General features: G+C 59.6%; 14 protein-coding genes. 8 read left to right on the forward strand and 6 right to left on the reverse strand.

What is annotated here, in order from left to right:
* Positions 1-92 precede the first annotated feature (92 nt).
* The 6 genes from ACIQY3_RS26495 (at position 93) to ACIQY3_RS26520 (ending at position 10,221) form a co-directional block, all read left to right on the forward strand.
* Positions 93-389: a pyrroloquinoline quinone biosynthesis protein PqqE gene (locus ACIQY3_RS26495; RefSeq protein ID WP_403025752.1), complete on the forward strand. Its 297-nt coding sequence runs from the start codon at positions 93-95 to the stop codon at positions 387-389.
* A gap of 277 nt (positions 390-666) precedes the next feature.
* Positions 667-2,472, forward strand: coding sequence for a phenylacyl-CoA dehydrogenase (locus ACIQY3_RS26500; protein WP_403025753.1), 1,806 nt, complete (start codon positions 667-669; stop codon positions 2,470-2,472).
* A gap of 229 nt (positions 2,473-2,701) precedes the next feature.
* Positions 2,702-4,810 carry a cytochrome-c peroxidase gene (locus ACIQY3_RS26505; protein ID WP_403025755.1) on the forward strand — a complete coding sequence of 703 codons (2,109 nt, stop codon included), beginning with the start codon at positions 2,702-2,704 and terminating at the stop codon, positions 4,808-4,810.
* Between the two features lie 203 nt (positions 4,811-5,013).
* A complete protein-coding gene (locus ACIQY3_RS26510) occupies positions 5,014-6,300 on the forward strand; it encodes a GGDEF domain-containing protein (RefSeq protein ID WP_403025756.1) in 1,287 nt (428 codons plus the stop codon).
* Between the two features lie 90 nt (positions 6,301-6,390).
* Entirely contained in the window at positions 6,391-8,187 is a 1,797-nt protein-coding gene (locus ACIQY3_RS26515; RefSeq protein WP_403025758.1) for an acyl-CoA dehydrogenase C-terminal domain-containing protein, read from the forward strand.
* 255 nt (positions 8,188-8,442) lie between these two features.
* Positions 8,443-10,221: an acyl-CoA dehydrogenase C-terminal domain-containing protein gene (locus ACIQY3_RS26520; RefSeq protein ID WP_403025760.1), complete on the forward strand. Its 1,779-nt coding sequence runs from the start codon at positions 8,443-8,445 to the stop codon at positions 10,219-10,221.
* A gap of 225 nt (positions 10,222-10,446) precedes the next feature.
* Here ACIQY3_RS26520 and ACIQY3_RS26525 read toward each other — a convergent pair whose 3' ends face one another.
* A complete protein-coding gene (locus tag ACIQY3_RS26525; protein ID WP_403025762.1) occupies positions 10,447-11,367 on the reverse strand; it encodes a LysR family transcriptional regulator in 921 nt (306 codons plus the stop codon).
* A gap of 169 nt (positions 11,368-11,536) precedes the next feature.
* Here ACIQY3_RS26525 and ACIQY3_RS26530 point away from each other — a divergent pair, with 169 nt between their 5' ends.
* Together ACIQY3_RS26530 and ACIQY3_RS26535 are read left to right on the forward strand one after the other, a co-directional pair.
* A complete protein-coding gene (locus ACIQY3_RS26530) occupies positions 11,537-12,820 on the forward strand; it encodes an aspartate aminotransferase family protein (protein ID WP_403025764.1) in 1,284 nt (427 codons plus the stop codon).
* A gap of 207 nt (positions 12,821-13,027) precedes the next feature.
* Positions 13,028-13,186, forward strand: a complete 159-nt coding sequence (locus ACIQY3_RS26535; RefSeq protein ID WP_007904205.1) for a YqaE/Pmp3 family membrane protein — start codon at positions 13,028-13,030, stop codon at positions 13,184-13,186.
* 134 nt (positions 13,187-13,320) lie between these two features.
* On the opposite strand, the gene ACIQY3_RS26540 is transcribed toward ACIQY3_RS26535, so the two are convergent.
* The 5 genes from ACIQY3_RS26540 to pqqB form a co-directional block, all read right to left on the reverse strand.
* On the reverse strand, positions 13,321-15,147 hold the full coding sequence (locus ACIQY3_RS26540) for a S9 family peptidase (protein ID WP_403025767.1): 1,827 nt from the start codon (positions 15,145-15,147) through the stop codon (positions 13,321-13,323).
* The gene (gene pqqE, locus ACIQY3_RS26545) at positions 15,113-16,255 is read right to left on the reverse strand and encodes a pyrroloquinoline quinone biosynthesis protein PqqE (RefSeq protein ID WP_185058291.1); all 1,143 of its coding nucleotides are present in this window, start codon (positions 16,253-16,255) and stop codon (positions 15,113-15,115) included. The genes ACIQY3_RS26540 and pqqE overlap by 35 nt, the downstream gene beginning before the upstream one ends.
* A gap of 4 nt (positions 16,256-16,259) precedes the next feature.
* A complete protein-coding gene (pqqD, locus tag ACIQY3_RS26550) occupies positions 16,260-16,535 on the reverse strand; it encodes a pyrroloquinoline quinone biosynthesis peptide chaperone PqqD (RefSeq protein ID WP_403025769.1) in 276 nt (91 codons plus the stop codon).
* Positions 16,532-17,284: a pyrroloquinoline-quinone synthase PqqC gene (gene pqqC / locus ACIQY3_RS26555; protein ID WP_123410558.1), complete on the reverse strand. Its 753-nt coding sequence runs from the start codon at positions 17,282-17,284 to the stop codon at positions 16,532-16,534. The genes pqqD and pqqC overlap by 4 nt, the downstream gene beginning before the upstream one ends.
* A gap of 126 nt (positions 17,285-17,410) precedes the next feature.
* A complete protein-coding gene (pqqB, locus tag ACIQY3_RS26560) occupies positions 17,411-18,322 on the reverse strand; it encodes a pyrroloquinoline quinone biosynthesis protein PqqB (protein WP_403025771.1) in 912 nt (303 codons plus the stop codon).
* Between the last annotated feature and the right edge of the window lie 26 nt (positions 18,323-18,348).

Below are 18,348 nucleotides of genomic sequence, written 5' to 3' on the forward strand. Positions count from 1 at the left end.
CGGCACTGTGCCATTAGTGTTTTTGTCGGGTGTTTTGCTGGCGCGTCTGCTTCAATGGCCGCTGTTGATCCTTTATCAGGACGAGTTCTCCCATGGAAATCTCAGGAAGCACCGCTTTTTATGCCGGTCTGAGCACTATTCAGACAGGGCAGAACCGTGTCGATCAGGCTACCGGCCAGATTGCCAACACCACTATCGAGCGTTCGCAGACGAGCCAGTCTTCCGAATCTCAGGTTGATCGTCTGCGTTCTGTGGATCGCAGCCAGGAATCTGACCTGGCTAGCAACATGGTCGAGATGTCCCAAGGCAAGTTTCAGGTTGAGCTCGGCGCGAAAGTCGCCAAGGCTTCCGATGAAATGCTCGGGACGTTGATTGATACCTACGCTTGATCGCTAGCTGAATCCGCTACGCCAACGCCGCGAATCTTCGCGGCGTTTTTCTGCGTAAGTCCTTCTCCCTCAACTAATCTTTCCTACATGTTCTGTTGCTTTGTCGACGGCGACGCACGGCTGCATGGCCGTTGTGCACACGCGATGATGACGAACGGCAAAAGATCGGCGCTTGACAAGATTTGGGCGTAAACGTATGTTTCAAACAACTGTTTGACCGCCACAACAAATCAACGCGGTCGTTCATTCCCGGTTACATCAGCAGAGGTTTATCGCTATGCCTGACTACAAGGCCCCCTTGCGTGATATTCGCTTCGTTCGTGACGAACTGCTCGGCTACGAAGCGCACTATCAGAGCCTTCCGGCTTGTGCAGACGCAACTCCAGACATGGTTGACGCCATTCTCGAAGAAGGCGCCAAGTTTTGTGAGCAGGTACTGGCTCCGCTGAACCGCGTGGGTGACACCGAAGGCTGCACCTGGAGCGAGTCCGGCGTTAAGACCCCGACTGGTTTCAAAGAAGCCTACAAACAATTCGTCGAAGGCGGCTGGCCAAGCCTGGCTCACGACGTAGAGCACGGTGGCCAAGGCCTGCCGGAGTCTCTGGGTCTGGCAGTCAGCGAAATGGTTGGCGAAGCCAACTGGTCGTGGGGCATGTACCCAGGCCTGTCCCATGGCGCGATGAACACCATTTCCGAGCACGGTACGCCTGAGCAGCAAGAGGCTTACCTGACCAAACTGGTTTCCGGTGAGTGGACCGGCACTATGTGCCTGACCGAGCCGCATTGCGGCACCGACCTGGGCATGCTGCGCACCAAGGCTGAACCTCAGGCCGACGGTTCCTACAAAGTCTCCGGCACCAAGATCTTCATCTCGGCCGGTGAACACGACATGGCCGACAACATCGTCCACATCGTGCTGGCCCGCCTGCCGGATGCACCGGCTGGCACCAAAGGCATCTCGCTGTTTATCGTTCCGAAGTTCATGCCGAACGCAGACGGTTCGATCGGCGCTCGCAACGCTGTGACCTGCGGTTCCCTGGAACACAAGATGGGCATCCACGGTAACGCCACTTGCGTGATGAACTTCGACGGGGCCACCGGTTTCCTGATCGGCCCGGCGAACAAAGGCCTGAACTGCATGTTCACCTTTATGAACACCGCCCGCCTGGGCACCGCACTGCAAGGCCTGGCCCACGCCGAGATCGGCTTCCAGGGCGGCCTGAAATACGCTCGCGATCGCCTGCAAATGCGCTCCCTGACTGGCCCGAAAGCGCCGGAAAAAGCCGCTGACCCGATCATCGTGCACCCAGACGTACGTCGCATGCTGTTGACCATGAAGGCGTTCGCCGAAGGCAACCGCGCAATGGTTTACTTCACCGCCAAACAGGTCGACATCGTCAAGTACGGCGTGGACGAAGAAGAGAAGAAGAAAGCCGACGCACTGCTGGCCTTCATGACCCCAATCGCCAAAGCCTTCATGACTGAAGTTGGCTTCGAATCCGCCAACCACGGCGTGCAAATCTACGGCGGTCACGGTTTCATCGCCGAGTGGGGCATGGAGCAGAACGTTCGCGACAGCCGCATTTCGATGCTGTACGAAGGCACCACCGGTATCCAGGCACTCGACCTGCTGGGCCGTAAAGTGCTGATGACTCAAGGCGAGGCCCTGAAAGGCTTTACCAAGATCGTCCACAAGTTCTGCCAGACCAACGAAGGCAACGAAGCCGTCAAAGAGTTCGTCGAGCCATTGGCTGCGCTGAACAAAGAGTGGGGCGAACTGACCATGAAGGTCGGCATGGCCGCCATGAAAGACCGCGAAGAAGTCGGCGCGGCCTCCGTGGACTACCTGATGTACTCCGGTTACGCCTGCCTGGCCTACTTCTGGGCTGACATGGCGCGCCTGGCTGCCGAAAAACTGGCTGCCGGCACCACCGAAGAGGCGTTCTACACCGCCAAGCTGCAGACTGCGCGCTTCTACTTCCAGCGCATCCTGCCGCGTACCCGCACTCACGTAGTGACCATGCTGTCGGGCGCCAACAACCTGATGGACATGAAAGAAGAAGACTTCGCACTGGGCTACTAAGCCTTAGCGCAGTTCTTCCAAAAGCCGCTGTTCCTTCGGGAGCAGCGGCTTTTTTTTGCCTTGAATTCGAGCCCCATTGTTGGGGCCCATTCCCCGGTATTAATGCCCCGAAATAAGCGCATTGATTTGGGGGGACGCCCGAAAAATGGGGCTTTGACGTACTGGCAGATTAATTGCAAAACCGCTGACAACCTCAAATTGAATCGACAATATCGTCAGGGTGAAGCGCATGAACATCGTCCGAATAGTTGGTTTGGCCTGCCTGTTCGTGCTGCCCGTTCAGGGCGCTCTGGCCGCGACAGCGCCAGAGGTTGATGTTCCCGCCCCTGAGATCCCTACCCTGCAATCACTGCGCGGCATGACGCCGCCCGATCCGTCGGGAACCGAAGGCGGGCGCAAAGTCGATTTGATGACTGACTACGTTCTCAACCGCTCGGCGGCGATCCTGTTGGGCAAGGCGTTGTTCTGGGACATGGAGATCGGCAGCGATGGCTCGACGGCTTGCGCGTCCTGCCACTTTCACGCCGGGGTCGATCACCGGATCACCAACCAGATCAACCCTGGCCAGGCGCACACCAATGCGAACGTGGCGTCGATCTTCAACAAGCCGTTTGTAGCGTCCGATATCCCGGGCGACGTGGCTTCCTATTTGACCAAATCCGGTGGCAAGGGCGGCCCGAACTACACGTTGAAGAAAACCGACTTCCCGACCCACGTGCTGGCCGATCCGTTGGATCGCAATTCGCCGATCCTCTATTCCACCGACGACGTGATCGGCTCCCAAGGCGTGTTCGACGCCAACTTCGTCAAGCCGCATCAACCGCGTTTCGACAAGTGCACGCAACAACCGGACGGGATTTTCCAGGTCGGCGGCATCAACGTCCGTCGTAGTACAGGGCGCAATGCACCGACGGTGATCAACGCCGCGTTCAACGTGCGAAATTTCTGGGATGGCCGTGCGAACAACGTGTTCAACGGCTTCTCGCCGTTCGGCAATCGCGACCCGGATGCCGGGATTTTCGTCACCGGCGATCGTGGAGGCGTGGCGACCAAAGTGCGTCTGGCACTCAAGGATGCTTCTGCAGCTTCGCAAGCCGTGGGCCCTCCCGGCAGTCCGGTGGAAATGTCCTGCGGCGGGCGCACCTTCGCGGATATTGGCCGCCGCATGCTCGATACGCTGATGCTCAAGCAACAACGGATTTCCTCAACTGATTCGGTGCTGGCCTCGGTTTCCGGCGCACGCCGGCCGACTTACCGTGAGCTGATCAAGGCTGCGTTCCAGCCTAGATTGTGGAATGCCACGCAACAGGTGTTGCTGGGCGATGCACCGTACACCCAGATGGAAGCCAACTTCCCGCTGTTCTTCGGGTTGGCGATCCAGATGTACGAATCGACTCTGATCTCAGACCAAGCACCGCTGGATGCCTACCTGCAGGGTAATCAGCAGGCAATGAATGCCCAGCAGGTCCAAGGCATGAACCTGTTCCTCGGCAAGGGCAAATGCATCGCCTGCCACGGCGGTGCGGAGTTGACCAACGCCGGCAGCCGCTTGCTGTTCCATCCCCGTGAACGCATTGAACGCATGTTGATGGCTGACAACCTCACCACGCTCTACGACAACGGCTTCTACAACACCGGTGTGCGCCCGACGTCGGAAGACCTGGCGCTCGGCGGTTCGGACGCGTGGGGCAACCCTTTGTCCTTCACCCGTGAGTACAACACCCTGTTGCAGGGCGGCAACGTGCCTGACCCGCTGGATGTCGATGTCTGCACCTTCGAAACGCCACTGAGTGCGGCACTGCCTTGCGATGCAACGCTCAAGCCCAATGTCGGCTTCCGCGATGCTGTCGATGGTGCCTTCAAGACGCCGACGCTGCGCAACATCGCGCTGACCGGGCCGTATTTCCACAATGGCAGCCGGGCGACGCTGAAACAGGTCATGGAGTTCTACAACCGCGGCGGCGACCGGCGCGGTGAGGATGCGAGCAACACCAGTGGCTTCGAACATCCGTCGGCGAATCAGCACAACGCTTCGAACCTCGATCCGGACATGACTTCGCTGAACCTGACCCCCGACGAGGTGGACGCCCTGGTGAAATTCATGGAAGTCGGGCTGACCGATCCTCGCGTGGCCTGGGAGCAGGCGCCGTTTGATCATCCGTCGCTGGTCATTCCGCAAGGTCATGTGGGCGACGAAAACGCGGTGACGGCGCGGCCCGTCAGTCCGAAGATTTCGACCCGGCAGGCGCTCGATGCCCCGATTTCCCTCAAACCGATCGGCGCAGAAGGTCGCAGCGCCAGCGAGGGGCCGTTGCAGGCGTTCTACAACGATCTTTGAACCAGGCAAATTCTTGTGGCGAGAGAGCAGGCTCCCTCGCCACAAGTTTTTTAGCTGTAAAAAACCTCGGAATATCCCTCAGAAAGTCAGCATTTCTGCCGTTAAAGAGACGTTCACGTGACCTGCATCACATTTCGTGTGCTTAATCGTGCGCATTGCAGGCACAATGCCATCAATTGCTATGCCGGGTCGGAGCTTTACCCTTGCCGCGTTCTTCCGCTGTACGTTTCAGTCACTTTTTGCCCTCACTGCTGCTGTTGCTTGCTGGGCTTTCGGCTGCGTACATCAAGGATCTCAACGTCTTCTTCACTTCGCTGTTCAACGTGCTGCCAACCCTGGTGCTGTTGCTCGGTGGTGCGTACTGCGCGGTTTACCGCCGCCAGCGCGAACTGTTTCTGATGGTCACGGTGTACACCGCCTACTTCCTGCTCGACACCCAGACTGACTATTACCGCGACAACGGCAAGGTTCGCGAAGACGCGGCGGTGGTGTTCCATCTCTGTTGCCTGCTGTTGCCGTTGTTATTCGGCCTGTTTGCGGCGTGGCAGGAGCGTACCCATCTGTTCCAGGACATGGTGGCGCGGTTCGCCGTGTTGCTGGCGTTTGGCAGCGTGGCGCTGGGTCTTGAGCAAAGTTACCCACAGGCGCTGCTGATGTGGCTGTCGGAGATCCGCTGGCCTGCGTTGCACGGCGCGTGGATGAGCCTGATCCAATTGTCCTATCCGGTGTTCTTCGGCTCGTTTGTACTGCTGGCCTGGCAATACTGGCGCAACCCGAGGCCCTTGCACGCCGCGCAACTGGTGGGTTTGCTGGGGTTGTTCTGGATGTTGCCGAAAACCTTCATCCTGCCGTTCACCCTGAACATCATGTGTAGCCAGGTGATGCTGATGATTGCCGCGGCGGTCGCCCACGAAGCCTATCAAATGGCCTTCCGCGACGAACTCACCGGTCTGCCGGGCCGCCGCGCCTTGAACGAACGCATGCAGCGGCTCGGGCGCAACTACGTGTTGGCCATGAGCGACGTCGATCACTTCAAGAAATTCAACGACACCCACGGCCACGATGTCGGCGATCAGGTGTTGCGACTGGTCGCCAGCAAGCTGTCGAAAATCAGCGGTGGCGGTAGGGCATATCGTTACGGTGGCGAGGAATTCGCCTTGGTGTTCGCGGGCAAGACGCTTGAAGAGTGCATGCCGCACCTGGAAGTCATCCGCGAATCGATTGCGTCCTACAACATTCAATTGCGCAATCCGGACCGGCCTCAAGATGATCAGCAAGGTCGTCAGCGTCGAGCCGGTTCCGCTGCATCCAGCGTGTCGGTGACGGTCAGCATCGGCGTCGCCGAACGTCTGGAGCAACGCACGCCTGAACAAGTGCTTAAGTCTGCCGACGAGGCGCTCTACAGCGCCAAGGGCGCCGGGCGCAACTGCGTGGTGGCATTCGGTCAAAGTCGCCGTGGCGCCGTGCGCATGGACGCCGCTGCGGGTTGAGTGATGACAGCGCATTCAGCGTCTGGACTGTGATTGTGAGGTGGGGTGCGCGGCAGTAGGTTTGAGCAATCTGCTGCCGGAGAAACGACCATGCCTGAGTACAAAGCTCCCCTGCGTGACATGCGCTTCCTGATCGACCACGTCTTCGACTTCCATGGCAACTACGCCGCGCTGGGCGCCACCGATGCCAGCCCGGACATGGTCAATGCGATCCTCGAAGAAGGCGCGAAATTCTGTGAGAACGTTCTCTCACCGCTGAATCGCAGCGGTGACGAAGAGGGCTGCCATTTCGACAATGGCGTGGTGACAACGCCCAAAGGTTTCAAGCAAGCCTTCGCACAGTATGTGGAGGGTGGCTGGCATGGCTTGGCGGCTGATCCCACTTATGGTGGCCAGGGTCTGCCCCTTTCGCTGGGGTTGGTGATCAGCGAAATGATCGCTTCCAGCAACACGTCCTGGGGCATGTATCCGGGCTTGACCCAGGGCGCCATGTCGGCGATCCACGCCCATGGCACCGATGCACAAAAACAGACCTACCTGAGCAAACTCACCGCCGGCCAATGGACCGGCACCATGTGCCTGACCGAAGCCCATTGCGGTACCGACCTGGGCATCATCAAGACCCGCGCCGTGCCCCAGGCCGACGGTAGTTATGCGATCTCCGGCAGCAAGATTTTCATCTCCGCCGGCGAACACGACATGAGTGACAACATCATTCATTTGGTGTTGGCCAAACTGCCGGATGCGCCGGCCGGGACCAAAGGCATATCGCTGTTTATCGTGCCTAAATTCCTGCCCGATGCCGAAGGTGAAGCGGGCGAGCGTAATGGCGTTGCCTGCGGCTCCATCGAACACAAAATGGGCATCAAGGCATCGGCCACGTGCGTGCTCAATTTTGATGACGCCAAGGGCTTCCTGATCGGCGAAGCCAACAAAGGCCTGAATTGCATGTTCACCATGATGAACCACGCACGCCTGGGCACCGGCATGCAGGGTTTGTGTCTGGGTGAGGCGAGCTTCCAGGGCGCGATCAAATACGCCAACGATCGTTTGCAAATGCGTTCGCTGACCGGCCCGAAAGCGCCGGAAAAAGTCGCCGACCCGATCATCGTGCATCCGGATGTACGGCGGATGCTGCTGACCATGAAGGCCTTCAACGAAGGCAACCGCGCGCTGACCTATTTCACCGCGCAGTTGCTGGATGTTGCGCACCTGAGTGCGGACGCAACGGCACGCCAGGAGGCCGAGGATTTGCTGGCGTTCCTGACCCCGATCTGCAAAGCGTTCATGACCGACACCGGGCTGGAAGTGACCAACCATGGCATGCAGGTGTTTGGCGGCCACGGTTTTATCCGCGAGTGGGGCATGGAGCAGTTGGTGCGTGACTGCCGGATTGCGCCGATCTACGAGGGCACCAACGGCATTCAGGCACTGGACCTGCTGGGGCGCAAAGTCCTCGGCAGCCAAGGCAAACTGTTGCGTGGCTTTACCAAAATCGTTCACAAGTTCTGCGCTGCAAACGCCGAGCATCCGCAACTGGGCAGCGTCGTCGCCCAGCTCAATGGCTTGAATCAGCAATGGGGCGAGGTGACCACCAAGATCGGTATGGCCGCGATGAAAAATCCGGATGAAGTCGGCGCCGCGTCGGTGGATTACCTGATGTACAGCGGTTACATCATCCTCGGCTACCTGTGGTTGCGCATGGCGTTGGTGGCCCAGGCGCAACTCGACGCGGGCAGCGGCGATGCCGATTATTGCCAGGGCAAACTGGCGACCTGCGAGTTTTATTTCAAGCGATTGCTGCCGCGCACCGCCGCTCATCGGGCGGCGATCGAGGCGGGGAGTGATTGTTTGATGAAGTTGCCGGCGGGGTTGTTCGCGCTTTAATCGTATTTAAGGGCTTCGCGGGTAAGCCTCGCTCCTACAGGTCCGGTGTTGTTCGCGATGTTTGCGTACGCCGAAGACCTGTAGGAGCGAGGCTTGCCCGCGAATGCGTTCCGGCAGACACAAGAATGTAATGACTAAACATTACAAATCAGTCATGAGCTGACCCTATGTGTCGTAAAAGTTGTTGGGTTACACTCGAACCCAACGAAAACACCATTCCCACGAATCACCTGTTTAGATCTTGCGAGGTTTGCCATGGCTGACTACAAAGCGCCCCTGCGCGATATGCGCTTCGTCCTCAATGAAGTTTTCGAGGTCGCCAAACTCTGGGCCGAGCTGCCGGCGCTGGCAGACACCGTCGATGCTGAAACCGTCGAAGCCATTCTCGAAGAGGCCGGCAAGGTCACCAGCAAAAGCATCGCGCCCCTGAGCCGTGCGGCTGACGAAGAAGGTTGCCATTGGGCGGACGGTGCCGTCACCACGCCGGCAGGTTTCCCACAGGCTTATCAGACTTATGCTGAAGGCGGTTGGGTTGGCGTCGGTGGCGATCCGGCCTACGGCGGCATGGGCATGCCGAAGGCTGTGTCGGCCCAGGTCGAAGAAATGGTCAACTCCGCCAGCCTGTCGTTTGGCCTGTACCCAATGCTGACCGCCGGCGCTTGCCTGTCGATCAACGCCCACGCCAGCGAAGAACTGAAAGCCGCGTACCTGCCGAACATGTACGCCGGCGTCTGGGCCGGCTCGATGTGCCTGACCGAGCCCCACGCCGGTACAGACCTGGGGATTATCCGCACCAAGGCCGAACCTCAGGCCGACGGTTCCTACAAAGTCAGCGGCACCAAAATCTTCATCACCGGCGGCGAACACGACCTGACCGAAAACATCATCCACCTGGTACTGGCCAAACTGCCGGACGCGCCGGCGGGTCCGAAAGGCATTTCGCTGTTCCTGGTGCCGAAGTACATGGTCAATGCCGATGGCAGCCTCGGCGCGCGCAACCCGGCGAATTGCGGTTCGATCGAACACAAGATGGGCATCCAGGCGTCCGCGACCTGCGTGATGAACTTCGACGAAGCCGTGGGTTACCTGGTCGGCGAGCCGAACAAAGGCCTGGCGGCGATGTTCACCATGATGAACTACGAGCGTTTGGGCGTTGGTATCCAAGGCTTGGCTACCGGCGAGCGCTCTTATCAGAACGCCATCGAATACGCTCGCGATCGCCTGCAAAGTCGTTCGCCGACCGGCGCGCAGAACAAAGACAAAGTTGCTGACCCGATCATCGTCCACCCGGACGTGCGTCGCATGTTGCTGACCATGAAAGCCTCGAACGAAGGCGGCCGTGCCTTCTCGACGTACGTGGCGATGCAACTGGACACCGCCAAGTTCAGCGAAGACGCCACCACCCGCAAACGCGCGGAAGATCTGGTTGCGCTGCTGACCCCAGTGGCCAAGGCATTTCTGACCGACCTGGGCCTGGAAACCACGGTTCACGGCCAGCAGGTGTTTGGCGGCCACGGTTACATCCGTGAGTGGGGCCAGGAGCAACTGGTGCGCGACGTGCGCATCACCCAGATCTACGAAGGCACCAACGGCATTCAGGCGCTGGACCTTGTAGGACGCAAGATCGTTGGTAGCGGCGGGGCGTTCTATAACCTGTTCGCCGACGAGATTCGTCACTTCACGGCAACGGCCAGCGCTGACCTGGCGGAATTCACCAAACCACTGAACGACGCGGTGACCACCCTCGATGAGCTGACTTCGTGGCTGCTGGACCGGGCGAAAAACAACCCGAATGAAATCGGCGCGGCCTCGGTCGAATATCTGCAAGTATTTGGATACGTTTCCTACGCCTACATGTGGGCATTGATGGCCAAGGCAGCCTTCGGTAAGGAAGCGCAGGACGATTTCTACGCGAGCAAACTTGGTACGGCGCGGTTCTATTTCGCCCGTCTGCTGCCGCGTATTCACTCGCTGAGCGCGTCGGTGAAGGCCGGTAGCGAATCGCTGTTCCTGCTGGACGCGTCGCAGTTCTGACCCTCTAGCGTCATGTAAGCATTCTCTTACATGACGTACTGCTGTTTTCCCATATGCGCGAATTGGATCCAGAGCTAATCTACTTCACATGGACGTCGCGCAGGAAGCGCAAAGCAACAACACGGACACGTAGGATTCTGCCAGGACGGCGGAGTGAAATGGATGTCAGGGAAACAGTCTGCAAAGCCCCGCTTCGGCGGGGTTTTCTTTTGCCTGCAGAAAAGCTCAGGCTATTGTTGCCGGACCTTTCAAACCGCCGTCGGGTCCATTCAGTACTTCTTCCAGCAATGTCTGCAACAAGGCCAGCGAGGCCTGTTGCCGTTGCACATCTCGACACACCAACCCGACTTTCAGCGGCACGCGCGGTTCGGTCAGGGGTTTCCACAGCAGTTCATGGTTGCCATGGGCCTTTTGCGAGCGCCCCGGCAGGACCGTGGCCAATCGGGTGTGGGGCAAACTGTCGAGAATCCCCGCCATGTTATTCAGCTCAGCCTGCACCTGCGGCCGTCGCCCCAGATTCGCCAATTGTGTCTGCCAGATCTGCCGCAGCTGAAACTCTTCGCCCAACAGCAGCATCGGTAATTCTGCGGCCTGACTCATGGAGACTTTCTTGAATTCCCTCAGCGGATGATCTGCCGGGATGACAAGCGTCAGTTCATCTTCATACAGCATCACGCCATGCAGCCCCGGCTGACGGGGTGGCAGGTAGCTGATGCCGATGTCCAGAGAGCCGTTGAGCAAGCGCCGTTCGATCTCCAGGCCGGTCAACTCATAAATCTGCACCACCAGGTGCGGCTGCGCCTTGCGCACCCGTTCGAGCATCTGCGGCACCAGGCTGGTGTGGACGGTTTGCAACACGCCGATAGCCAGGGTGCGCAGTGCCTGCCCCTTGAAATTGCCCAGGGCTTCCCGTGCCCGTTGCAGACCGTCGAGCAGGGGAAGTGCGTGGTTATACAAGGTGTGCGCCGCCAGGGTGGGCAGCAGGCGTTTGCTACTGCGTTCGAACAGGCTTACATCGAGGTTCTGTTCGAGGTGACGGATCTGCTGCGACAGCGCCGGTTGGGAAATCGAAAGTCGCTCGGCGGCCCGGCCCACATGGCCCTCTTCGTAGACCGCGACGAAATAACGCAGTTGCTTGAAATCCATAAGTAACACTTATCGAAAATGCTGTGAAATCGAAATGGCTCAGCGCCGTGCCTGAGCCTAGTCTAACCGCATTCACAAGGCTTACAGGGCCGGAAAGCGCGATGAAGACCGTTTACCGTGTTGGTGTTTACATAGGAAAGACAAAAAACCTCAAACGAGGCTTTTTTCGATGAATCTGTTTAATTTGCGGCGCAATCCACCCAGTCTTGATGATTTGGTCATGGACGCCTCACTGCCGGCTTGCAGCGACAACCTTTCCAGCGAGTGTCTGATGCCCAGTGTCGAGCGGCCATCGCAGATTTTCGTCCGAGGCCAGGGTTCATGGTTGTGGGACAGCGATGATCGCGCTTACCTGGATTTTTCACAGGGTGGCGGGGCCAATAGCCTGGGGCACAGCCCGTCGGTGCTGGTTAATGCGATCTCGGATCAGGCCCGAACCCTGATCAATCCCGGTTTCGGCCTGCATAACCGTGGCCTGCTCAATCTCGCCGAACGACTTTGCACCAGTACTGGCAGCGATCAGGCCTACCTGCTCAACAGTGGCAGTGAAGCCTGTGAAGCGGCGATCAAACTGGCGCGCAAATGGGGTCAACTGCATCGCGGCGGTGCTTCGCGGATCATCGTGGCCAACAAGGGGTGTCATGGTCGTAGTCTCGGGACGATTTCGGCGTCGGACAGTTCGACGCTGACCAACCGATTCGAGCCGCAGTTGCCGGGTTTCAGCCACGTTCCATTCAATGACCTTCCCGCCTTGCACACGGCTGTGGACGCGCAGACCGTGGCAATCATGCTCGAGCCGATTCAGAGCGAAGCCGGGGTAATTCCGGCTGACGAGCATTACCTCAAGGGTGTTGAGCGCTTGTGTCGCGAACTGGGCATCCTGCTGATCCTCGACGAAGTGCAAACCGGGCTCGGCCGTTGCGGCACCTTGCTCGCGGAACAATCCTACGGCGTGCGTGCCGATATCGTCGTACTCGGCAAAGGCCTGGGTGGTGGCGTGCCGCTGGCTGCGTTGCTGGCCCGGGGCAAGGCGTGCTGCTTCGACATCGGTGAAATGACCGGCACCCATCACGGCAATGCGCTGATTAGCGCTGCCGGCCTGGCCGTGCTCGATAGCGTGCGGGACAAAGGCTTTCTCGATCATGTGCAGCAAACCGCTCAATACCTTGGCGAAGGCCTCGGGCGCCTGGCCCATCGCTACGGACACGGTGAACTACGCGGACAAGGGCTGCTCTGGGGGCTGAGCCTGTCCGAAGATTCAGCAGACGCGGTAGTCAAAGCCGCACTTCACGAAGGCTTGCTGCTCAACGCCCCGCAACCCGACTGCCTGCGCTTCACCCCGGCCCTCACCGTCAGCAAGGCCAACATCGACGAAATGCTCCTGCGCCTGGCCCGAGCATTTTCCCGGGTCCGCACCGCGCAACTGCAATGCCGTAAAGGGATTGCCGTCTGATCGGATCCGTCCTACACGAATTCCTGAACCGTCTCGCGGTAATAACGCATCGCCCCATGCCTGATCCTTTTGGTGTGGGGCGTTTTTTTGTCTCTGGATTCATCGGGATGCGGCCATCATCCCGAGATTCGGACTGAACCCTGACGAACGGCACAGGTCGATTGGTTGTGTGGCTCGTGCGAGTCAACATCAATCAGGAGCTGACCCATGGACTTTATTCGAATCATCATTGCCATTCTGTTGCCGCCCCTGGGTGTGTTTCTGCAAGTCGGTTTCGCCGGGGCGTTCTGGCTGAATATTCTGCTGACGTTGTGCGGTTACATTCCGGGGATCGTGCATGCGGTGTATATCATTGCCAAGCGCTGAGGTTCGCGGCGTCAGGTAGATCGTTTTCGCGGGCAAGCCCGCACCCACAAGGGTTTTGCGTCCACCGCAGATCCAATGTGGGTGGGGGCTTGCTCGCGAATGAGGCGCCGCTATTTCTGCACCAAGCGCGAACTTCAGTCCGCCAATTCCATCACCCGTCGATAAAACAACCATTCCTGTTCTAACGCATGCGCCTGGTTACCCGCCTTGCGAAACCCATGACGCTCGTCCGCGTAATAGTGGGCTTCAACCAGAATGCCGTTCTCTTCCAGCGCCGTGACCATGTCGCGGGTTTGCTGCGGTACCACCACGGCATCCAGCTCGCCCTGAAAGAAAATCACCGGCACCGAGATATTGCTCGCGTGCAGCAGCGGCGTGCGTGCGGCGTAGCGCTCGGCATCCTGCTCGGGATCGCCGATCAACCAATCCAGATAGTCGCCTTCAAATTTGTGCGTTGCCCTGGCCAAAGCAACCGGATCACTGACGCCATACAGACTGGCCCCAGCCCGGAAGACCTTGTGAAAGGCCAGTGCGCAAAGGGTCGTGTAGCCACCGGCGCTGCCACCGCGAATGAAGGCCTTGTCGCCGTCGATCAATCCGCGTTCGGCGAGGTAAGCGACCACCGCACAGGCGTCTTCCACATCGACGTCGCCCCAGCTCAAATGCAGAGCCTGGCGATAATCCCGGCCATAACCGCTGCTGCCGCGATAGTTGAGGTCGGCCACGGCGAAGCCCCGTTGTGCCCAATACTGGATGCGTGTGTCGAGCATCGGGTAGCAGGCCGAGGTCGGGCCGCCGTGGATGAACACCACCAGCGGCGGTTTCGCTGCACCGCTCATCGCCGGGTAGAAGAAACCGTGGGCCTCGCCCGAACCGCTTGGGTAGCGCAGGGTTTGCGGGCGACTGATTTGCTCGGCGGGCAGCGGTGCGATACCGCCGGCCAGGACCTTGACCTGTCGCGTGTCGCGCTCAATGGCAATCACCGCTGAGGAAGTGACCGGCGAGGAGGCGATGCAGTAAATGAACTGATCATCCAGTGCGAGACTTCGGAAACGGCTGTAGTCCCCGGTGAAGTCCTCAGGATTGTCGCCGCAAAGACCCAGGCGGCCAAACCCACCTTCGGTCCAGCTCGCCAGATAACGATCTTCGCCAAGCGGTAACCAGGTACTGCCACCGAGTTGCCACGGCGCGGGACCGTGATCGGCAGCAGCGCTGGCCAGCGGACTCAAACCTTCGGCGGATTCCACCCAAGGCTGCCAAAAACCGCCGCGATCCGTCAGACAAAACAAGCGACCACTTTCATCGAAACGAGGCTGTTGCAGCGATTCCTGAACCCCATCACCCGCCACACAGCGGGGCTGACCAAAACCGCCCTCGCTTTGGCGGTCAGCAACCATCAAACGGGTCGCGGTCCACGGCTGATCCGGTCGGCTCCACTCGATCCAGGCCAGGCGCCGGGCATCCGGACTCAGGGTCGGTGCCGCGTAGAAATCCGCACCTTCGGCCAGCAAATGCCGCGCGCCGTCCGCCAGGTCGATGGCTACCAATCGATGCTGATCATGGTTTTCTTCAACCGCCAGCACCTGACCATTAGCAAACTGCAGATCACCGTAACGGCAGTCACTCGACGTCAGCATTTCAGGCGTCTCGCCTTTCAGCGATTGTCGATACAGTTGCTGGTCCGCCTCGTTGACGAAAACTATCCCGTCATCCGTCAGACAAAACGCTCCGCCGCCATATTCGTACACGCGGCTGCGCGCACTGAATCCCGGCGGCGTCAGGCATGTGGCCTGGCCGTCTCGCCAGTGCCAGATCCGGCAAGCGGCGTCCTCGGGACGGTATTCGTTCCAGAACAGGCCATGACGACCGACCAGCAGCTCGGCAAAGTCGATGCCGGCCGCGACAGCCTTGATGGCGCTGAAGGGTTCAGCTTTTGGCGATGAGGCGTGAGTTTCGTTCATTGCGAAAGGCCAGTTGTTCAATGGTTTGAGTCGCGTGCTCGGCTTCTTCGCGGGCCTGGAGAATCACGCCGTGATGTTGCGATTTGCTGCACACCGGGTCGGCATTGCTGGCATCACCGGTAAGCATGAACGCCTGGCAGCGACAGCCACCGAAGTCCTTTTCTTTTTCATCGCAGGAGCGGCACGGCTCGGGCATCCAGTCGTAACCGCGAAAGCGGTTGAAGCCGAACGAGTCGTACCAGATGTGCTGCATGCTGTGGTCGCGCACGTTGGGAAATTGCACCGGCATCTGTCGGGCGCCGTGACAGGGCAGGGCCGTTCCGTCAGGCGTGACTGTCAGAAAAATACTGCCCCAGCCATTCATGCAGGCTTTCGGGCGTTCCTCGTAGTAGTCCGGGGTGACGAAAATCAGCTTGCATGGATGCCCTTCGGCTTCCAGTTTGGCGCGGTATTCGTTGGTGACGCGCTCGGCCCGGACCAGTTGTTCCTTGGTCGGCAACAGGCCGACACGATTGAGCTGCGCCCAACCGTAGAACTGGCACGTCGCGAGCTCGACAAAGTCTGCCTCAAGGGCGATGCACAGCTCGATAATCCGATCGATCTTGTCGATGTTGTGCCGATGGGTCACGAAGTTCAGCACCATCGGGTAGCCGTGGGCCTTAACGGCGCGGGCCATTTCCAGCTTCTGGGCGAAGGCTTTTTTCGAGCCGGCCAGCAGGTTATTCACCTGTTCGTCGCTGGCCTGGAAACTGATCTGGATATGGTCCAGCCCAGCCTTCTTGAAATCGCTGATTTTCTGCTCGGTCAGGCCAATACCGGAGGTGATCAGGTTGGTGTAGAAACCCAATTTGCGCGCCTCGGCAATCAGCTCGGCAAGATCCTGGCGCACCAGCGGTTCGCCGCCGGAGAAGCCCAGTTGCGCCGCGCCCATCTCCCGCGCTTCGCGGAACACCTTGATCCACTGCTCGGTGCTGAGTTCCTTGCCCTGCTCGGCGAAATCCAGCGGATTGGAGCAGTACGGACATTGCAGCGGGCAGCGATAGGTCAGCTCGGCCAGCAGCCACAGCGGCAGGCCGATTTCCGGTTTGGGCGGTAACTTGTCCGACACGGAATCAGGCAAGTTCGATCCAGTGCTGAGCACGGGCGACCTCCATGAATTGCTCGATGTCTTCAGCGAGCTCAGGCACACCCGGGAACTGTGCGTCGAGTGCGGCGATGATGGCCGCGACATCCCGCTCGCCGTCGATCAAGCCGCCAATCAGCGCGGCGCTTTCATTGAGTTTGATCATGCCTTCCGGGTACAGCAGCACGTGGCCTTTTTGCGCCGGTTCGTACTGGAAACGGTAGCCGGTACGCCAGGTCGGGGTCTTGCTGCGATCGAAACTCATAAGGTGATTCCTTTATGCCAGACCCGTTGCTCGGTCACGCTGTGATACGGCGGGCGATTCAGTTCGTAGGCCATGGTCATGGCGTCGAGCATGCTCCAAAGAATGTCCAGTTTGAACTGGAGAATTTCCAGCATGCGCTCCTGGCCTTCCCGCGTCGTGTAGTGCTGCAAGGTGATTGCCAGACCGTGCTCGACATCGCGGCGGGCCTGGCCCAGGCGCGTGCGGAAATACTCATAGCCGGCCGGGTCGATCCACGGGTAATGCTGCGGCCAACTGTCGAGGCGCGATTGATGGATCTGCGGCGCGAACAGCTCGGTCAGTGAGCTGCTGGCGGCTTCCTGCCAACTGGCCCGACGGGCGAAATTGACGTAGGCGTCCACGGCGAAACGCACGCCGGGCAGCACCAGTTCCTGGGAGCGCAACTGATCGGGATCAAGGCCGACGGCTTGGCCCAGGCGCAACCAGGCTTCGATGCCGCCGTCTTCGCCGGGGGCGCCGTCATGGTCAAGCAGGCGTTGAATCCACTCGCGACGGATCTCGCGGTCCGGGCAGTTGGCGAGGATCGCGGCGTCTTTCAGGGGGATGTTCACCTGGTAGTAGAAGCGGTTGGCGACCCAGCCCTGGATCTGCTCGCGGGTCGCCCGGCCTTCGTACATCGCCACGTGGTACGGGTGGTAGATGTGGTAATAGGCGCCCTTGGCGCGCAGGGCGGCTTCGAACTCGGTGGGGGACATTGCGGTGTCAGTCATTTCGGTTCTCCGGGTACGACCGGTTGATTCTTTGGTGTCTGATCTGGCGCCTTCGCGGGCAAGCCCGCTCCCACAGGGGATCGCATTCCAATGTGGGAGCGGGCTTGCCCGCGAAGAGGTCATTAGTTACAACACAATACCCATGCCGTCATACGCCACTTCCACATTGCGCCGAACCAGCTCCGCCCGCTCCGGCGAATTCTCATCGAGAATCGGGTTGGTGTTGTTGATATGGATAAGTACTTTGCGCTGCTCGGGCAGTTGTTCCAGCACTTCCAGCATGCCGCCGGGGCCGTTCTGCGCGAGATGGCCCATCTCGCGACCGGTACGGGTGCCGACGCCACGGCGCTGCATTTCATCGTCGTCCCACATCGTGCCGTCCACCAGCAGACAATCGCTGCCGGCCATGATCTCCAGCAACGGCCCGTCAACCTTGCCCAGGCCCGGTGCGTAAAACAGTTTGCCGCCGGTGCTCAGGTCTTCGACGATCAGGCCGATGTTGTCGCCCGGGTGCGGGTCGAATCGGTGCGGCGAGTAGGGCGGCGCAGCGCTGCGCAAGGGCAGCGGGGTGAAACGCAGGTTCGGGCAGGCCGGGATGCTGAAGCTCTGGTCGAGTTCGATGCGGTTCCAGTTCAGCCCACCGTTCCAGTGGGTCAGCATGGTGAAAAGCGGAAAACCGGTACTCAGGTCTTCGTGGACCATGTCGGTGCACCAGACTTGATGCGGGCAACCTTCACGCAGGCTGAGCAGACCGGTGGTGTGGTCGATCTGGCTGTCCATCAGGATGATCGCACTGATCCCGGTGTCGCGCAGGGCGCGGCCCGGTTGCATCGGGGTAAAGCTCTGGAGTTGTGCGCGGATGTCCGGCGAAGCGTTGCACAGCACCCAGTTCACGCCGTCATCGGAAATCGCGATGGACGACTGGGTACGCGCCTTGGCATTCAGGCTGCCGTCGCGAAAGCCCGCGCAGTTCACGCAGTTGCAATTCCACTGCGGGAAACCACCGCCGGCGGCGGAACCTAGAATCTGGACAAACATGGCCGCTCCATCATTGTGAACACTGA

Origin of the sequence: Pseudomonas sp. NPDC096950, from assembly GCF_044762525.1 — a bacterium.
Classification (GTDB): Bacteria; Pseudomonadota; Gammaproteobacteria; order Pseudomonadales; family Pseudomonadaceae; genus Aquipseudomonas.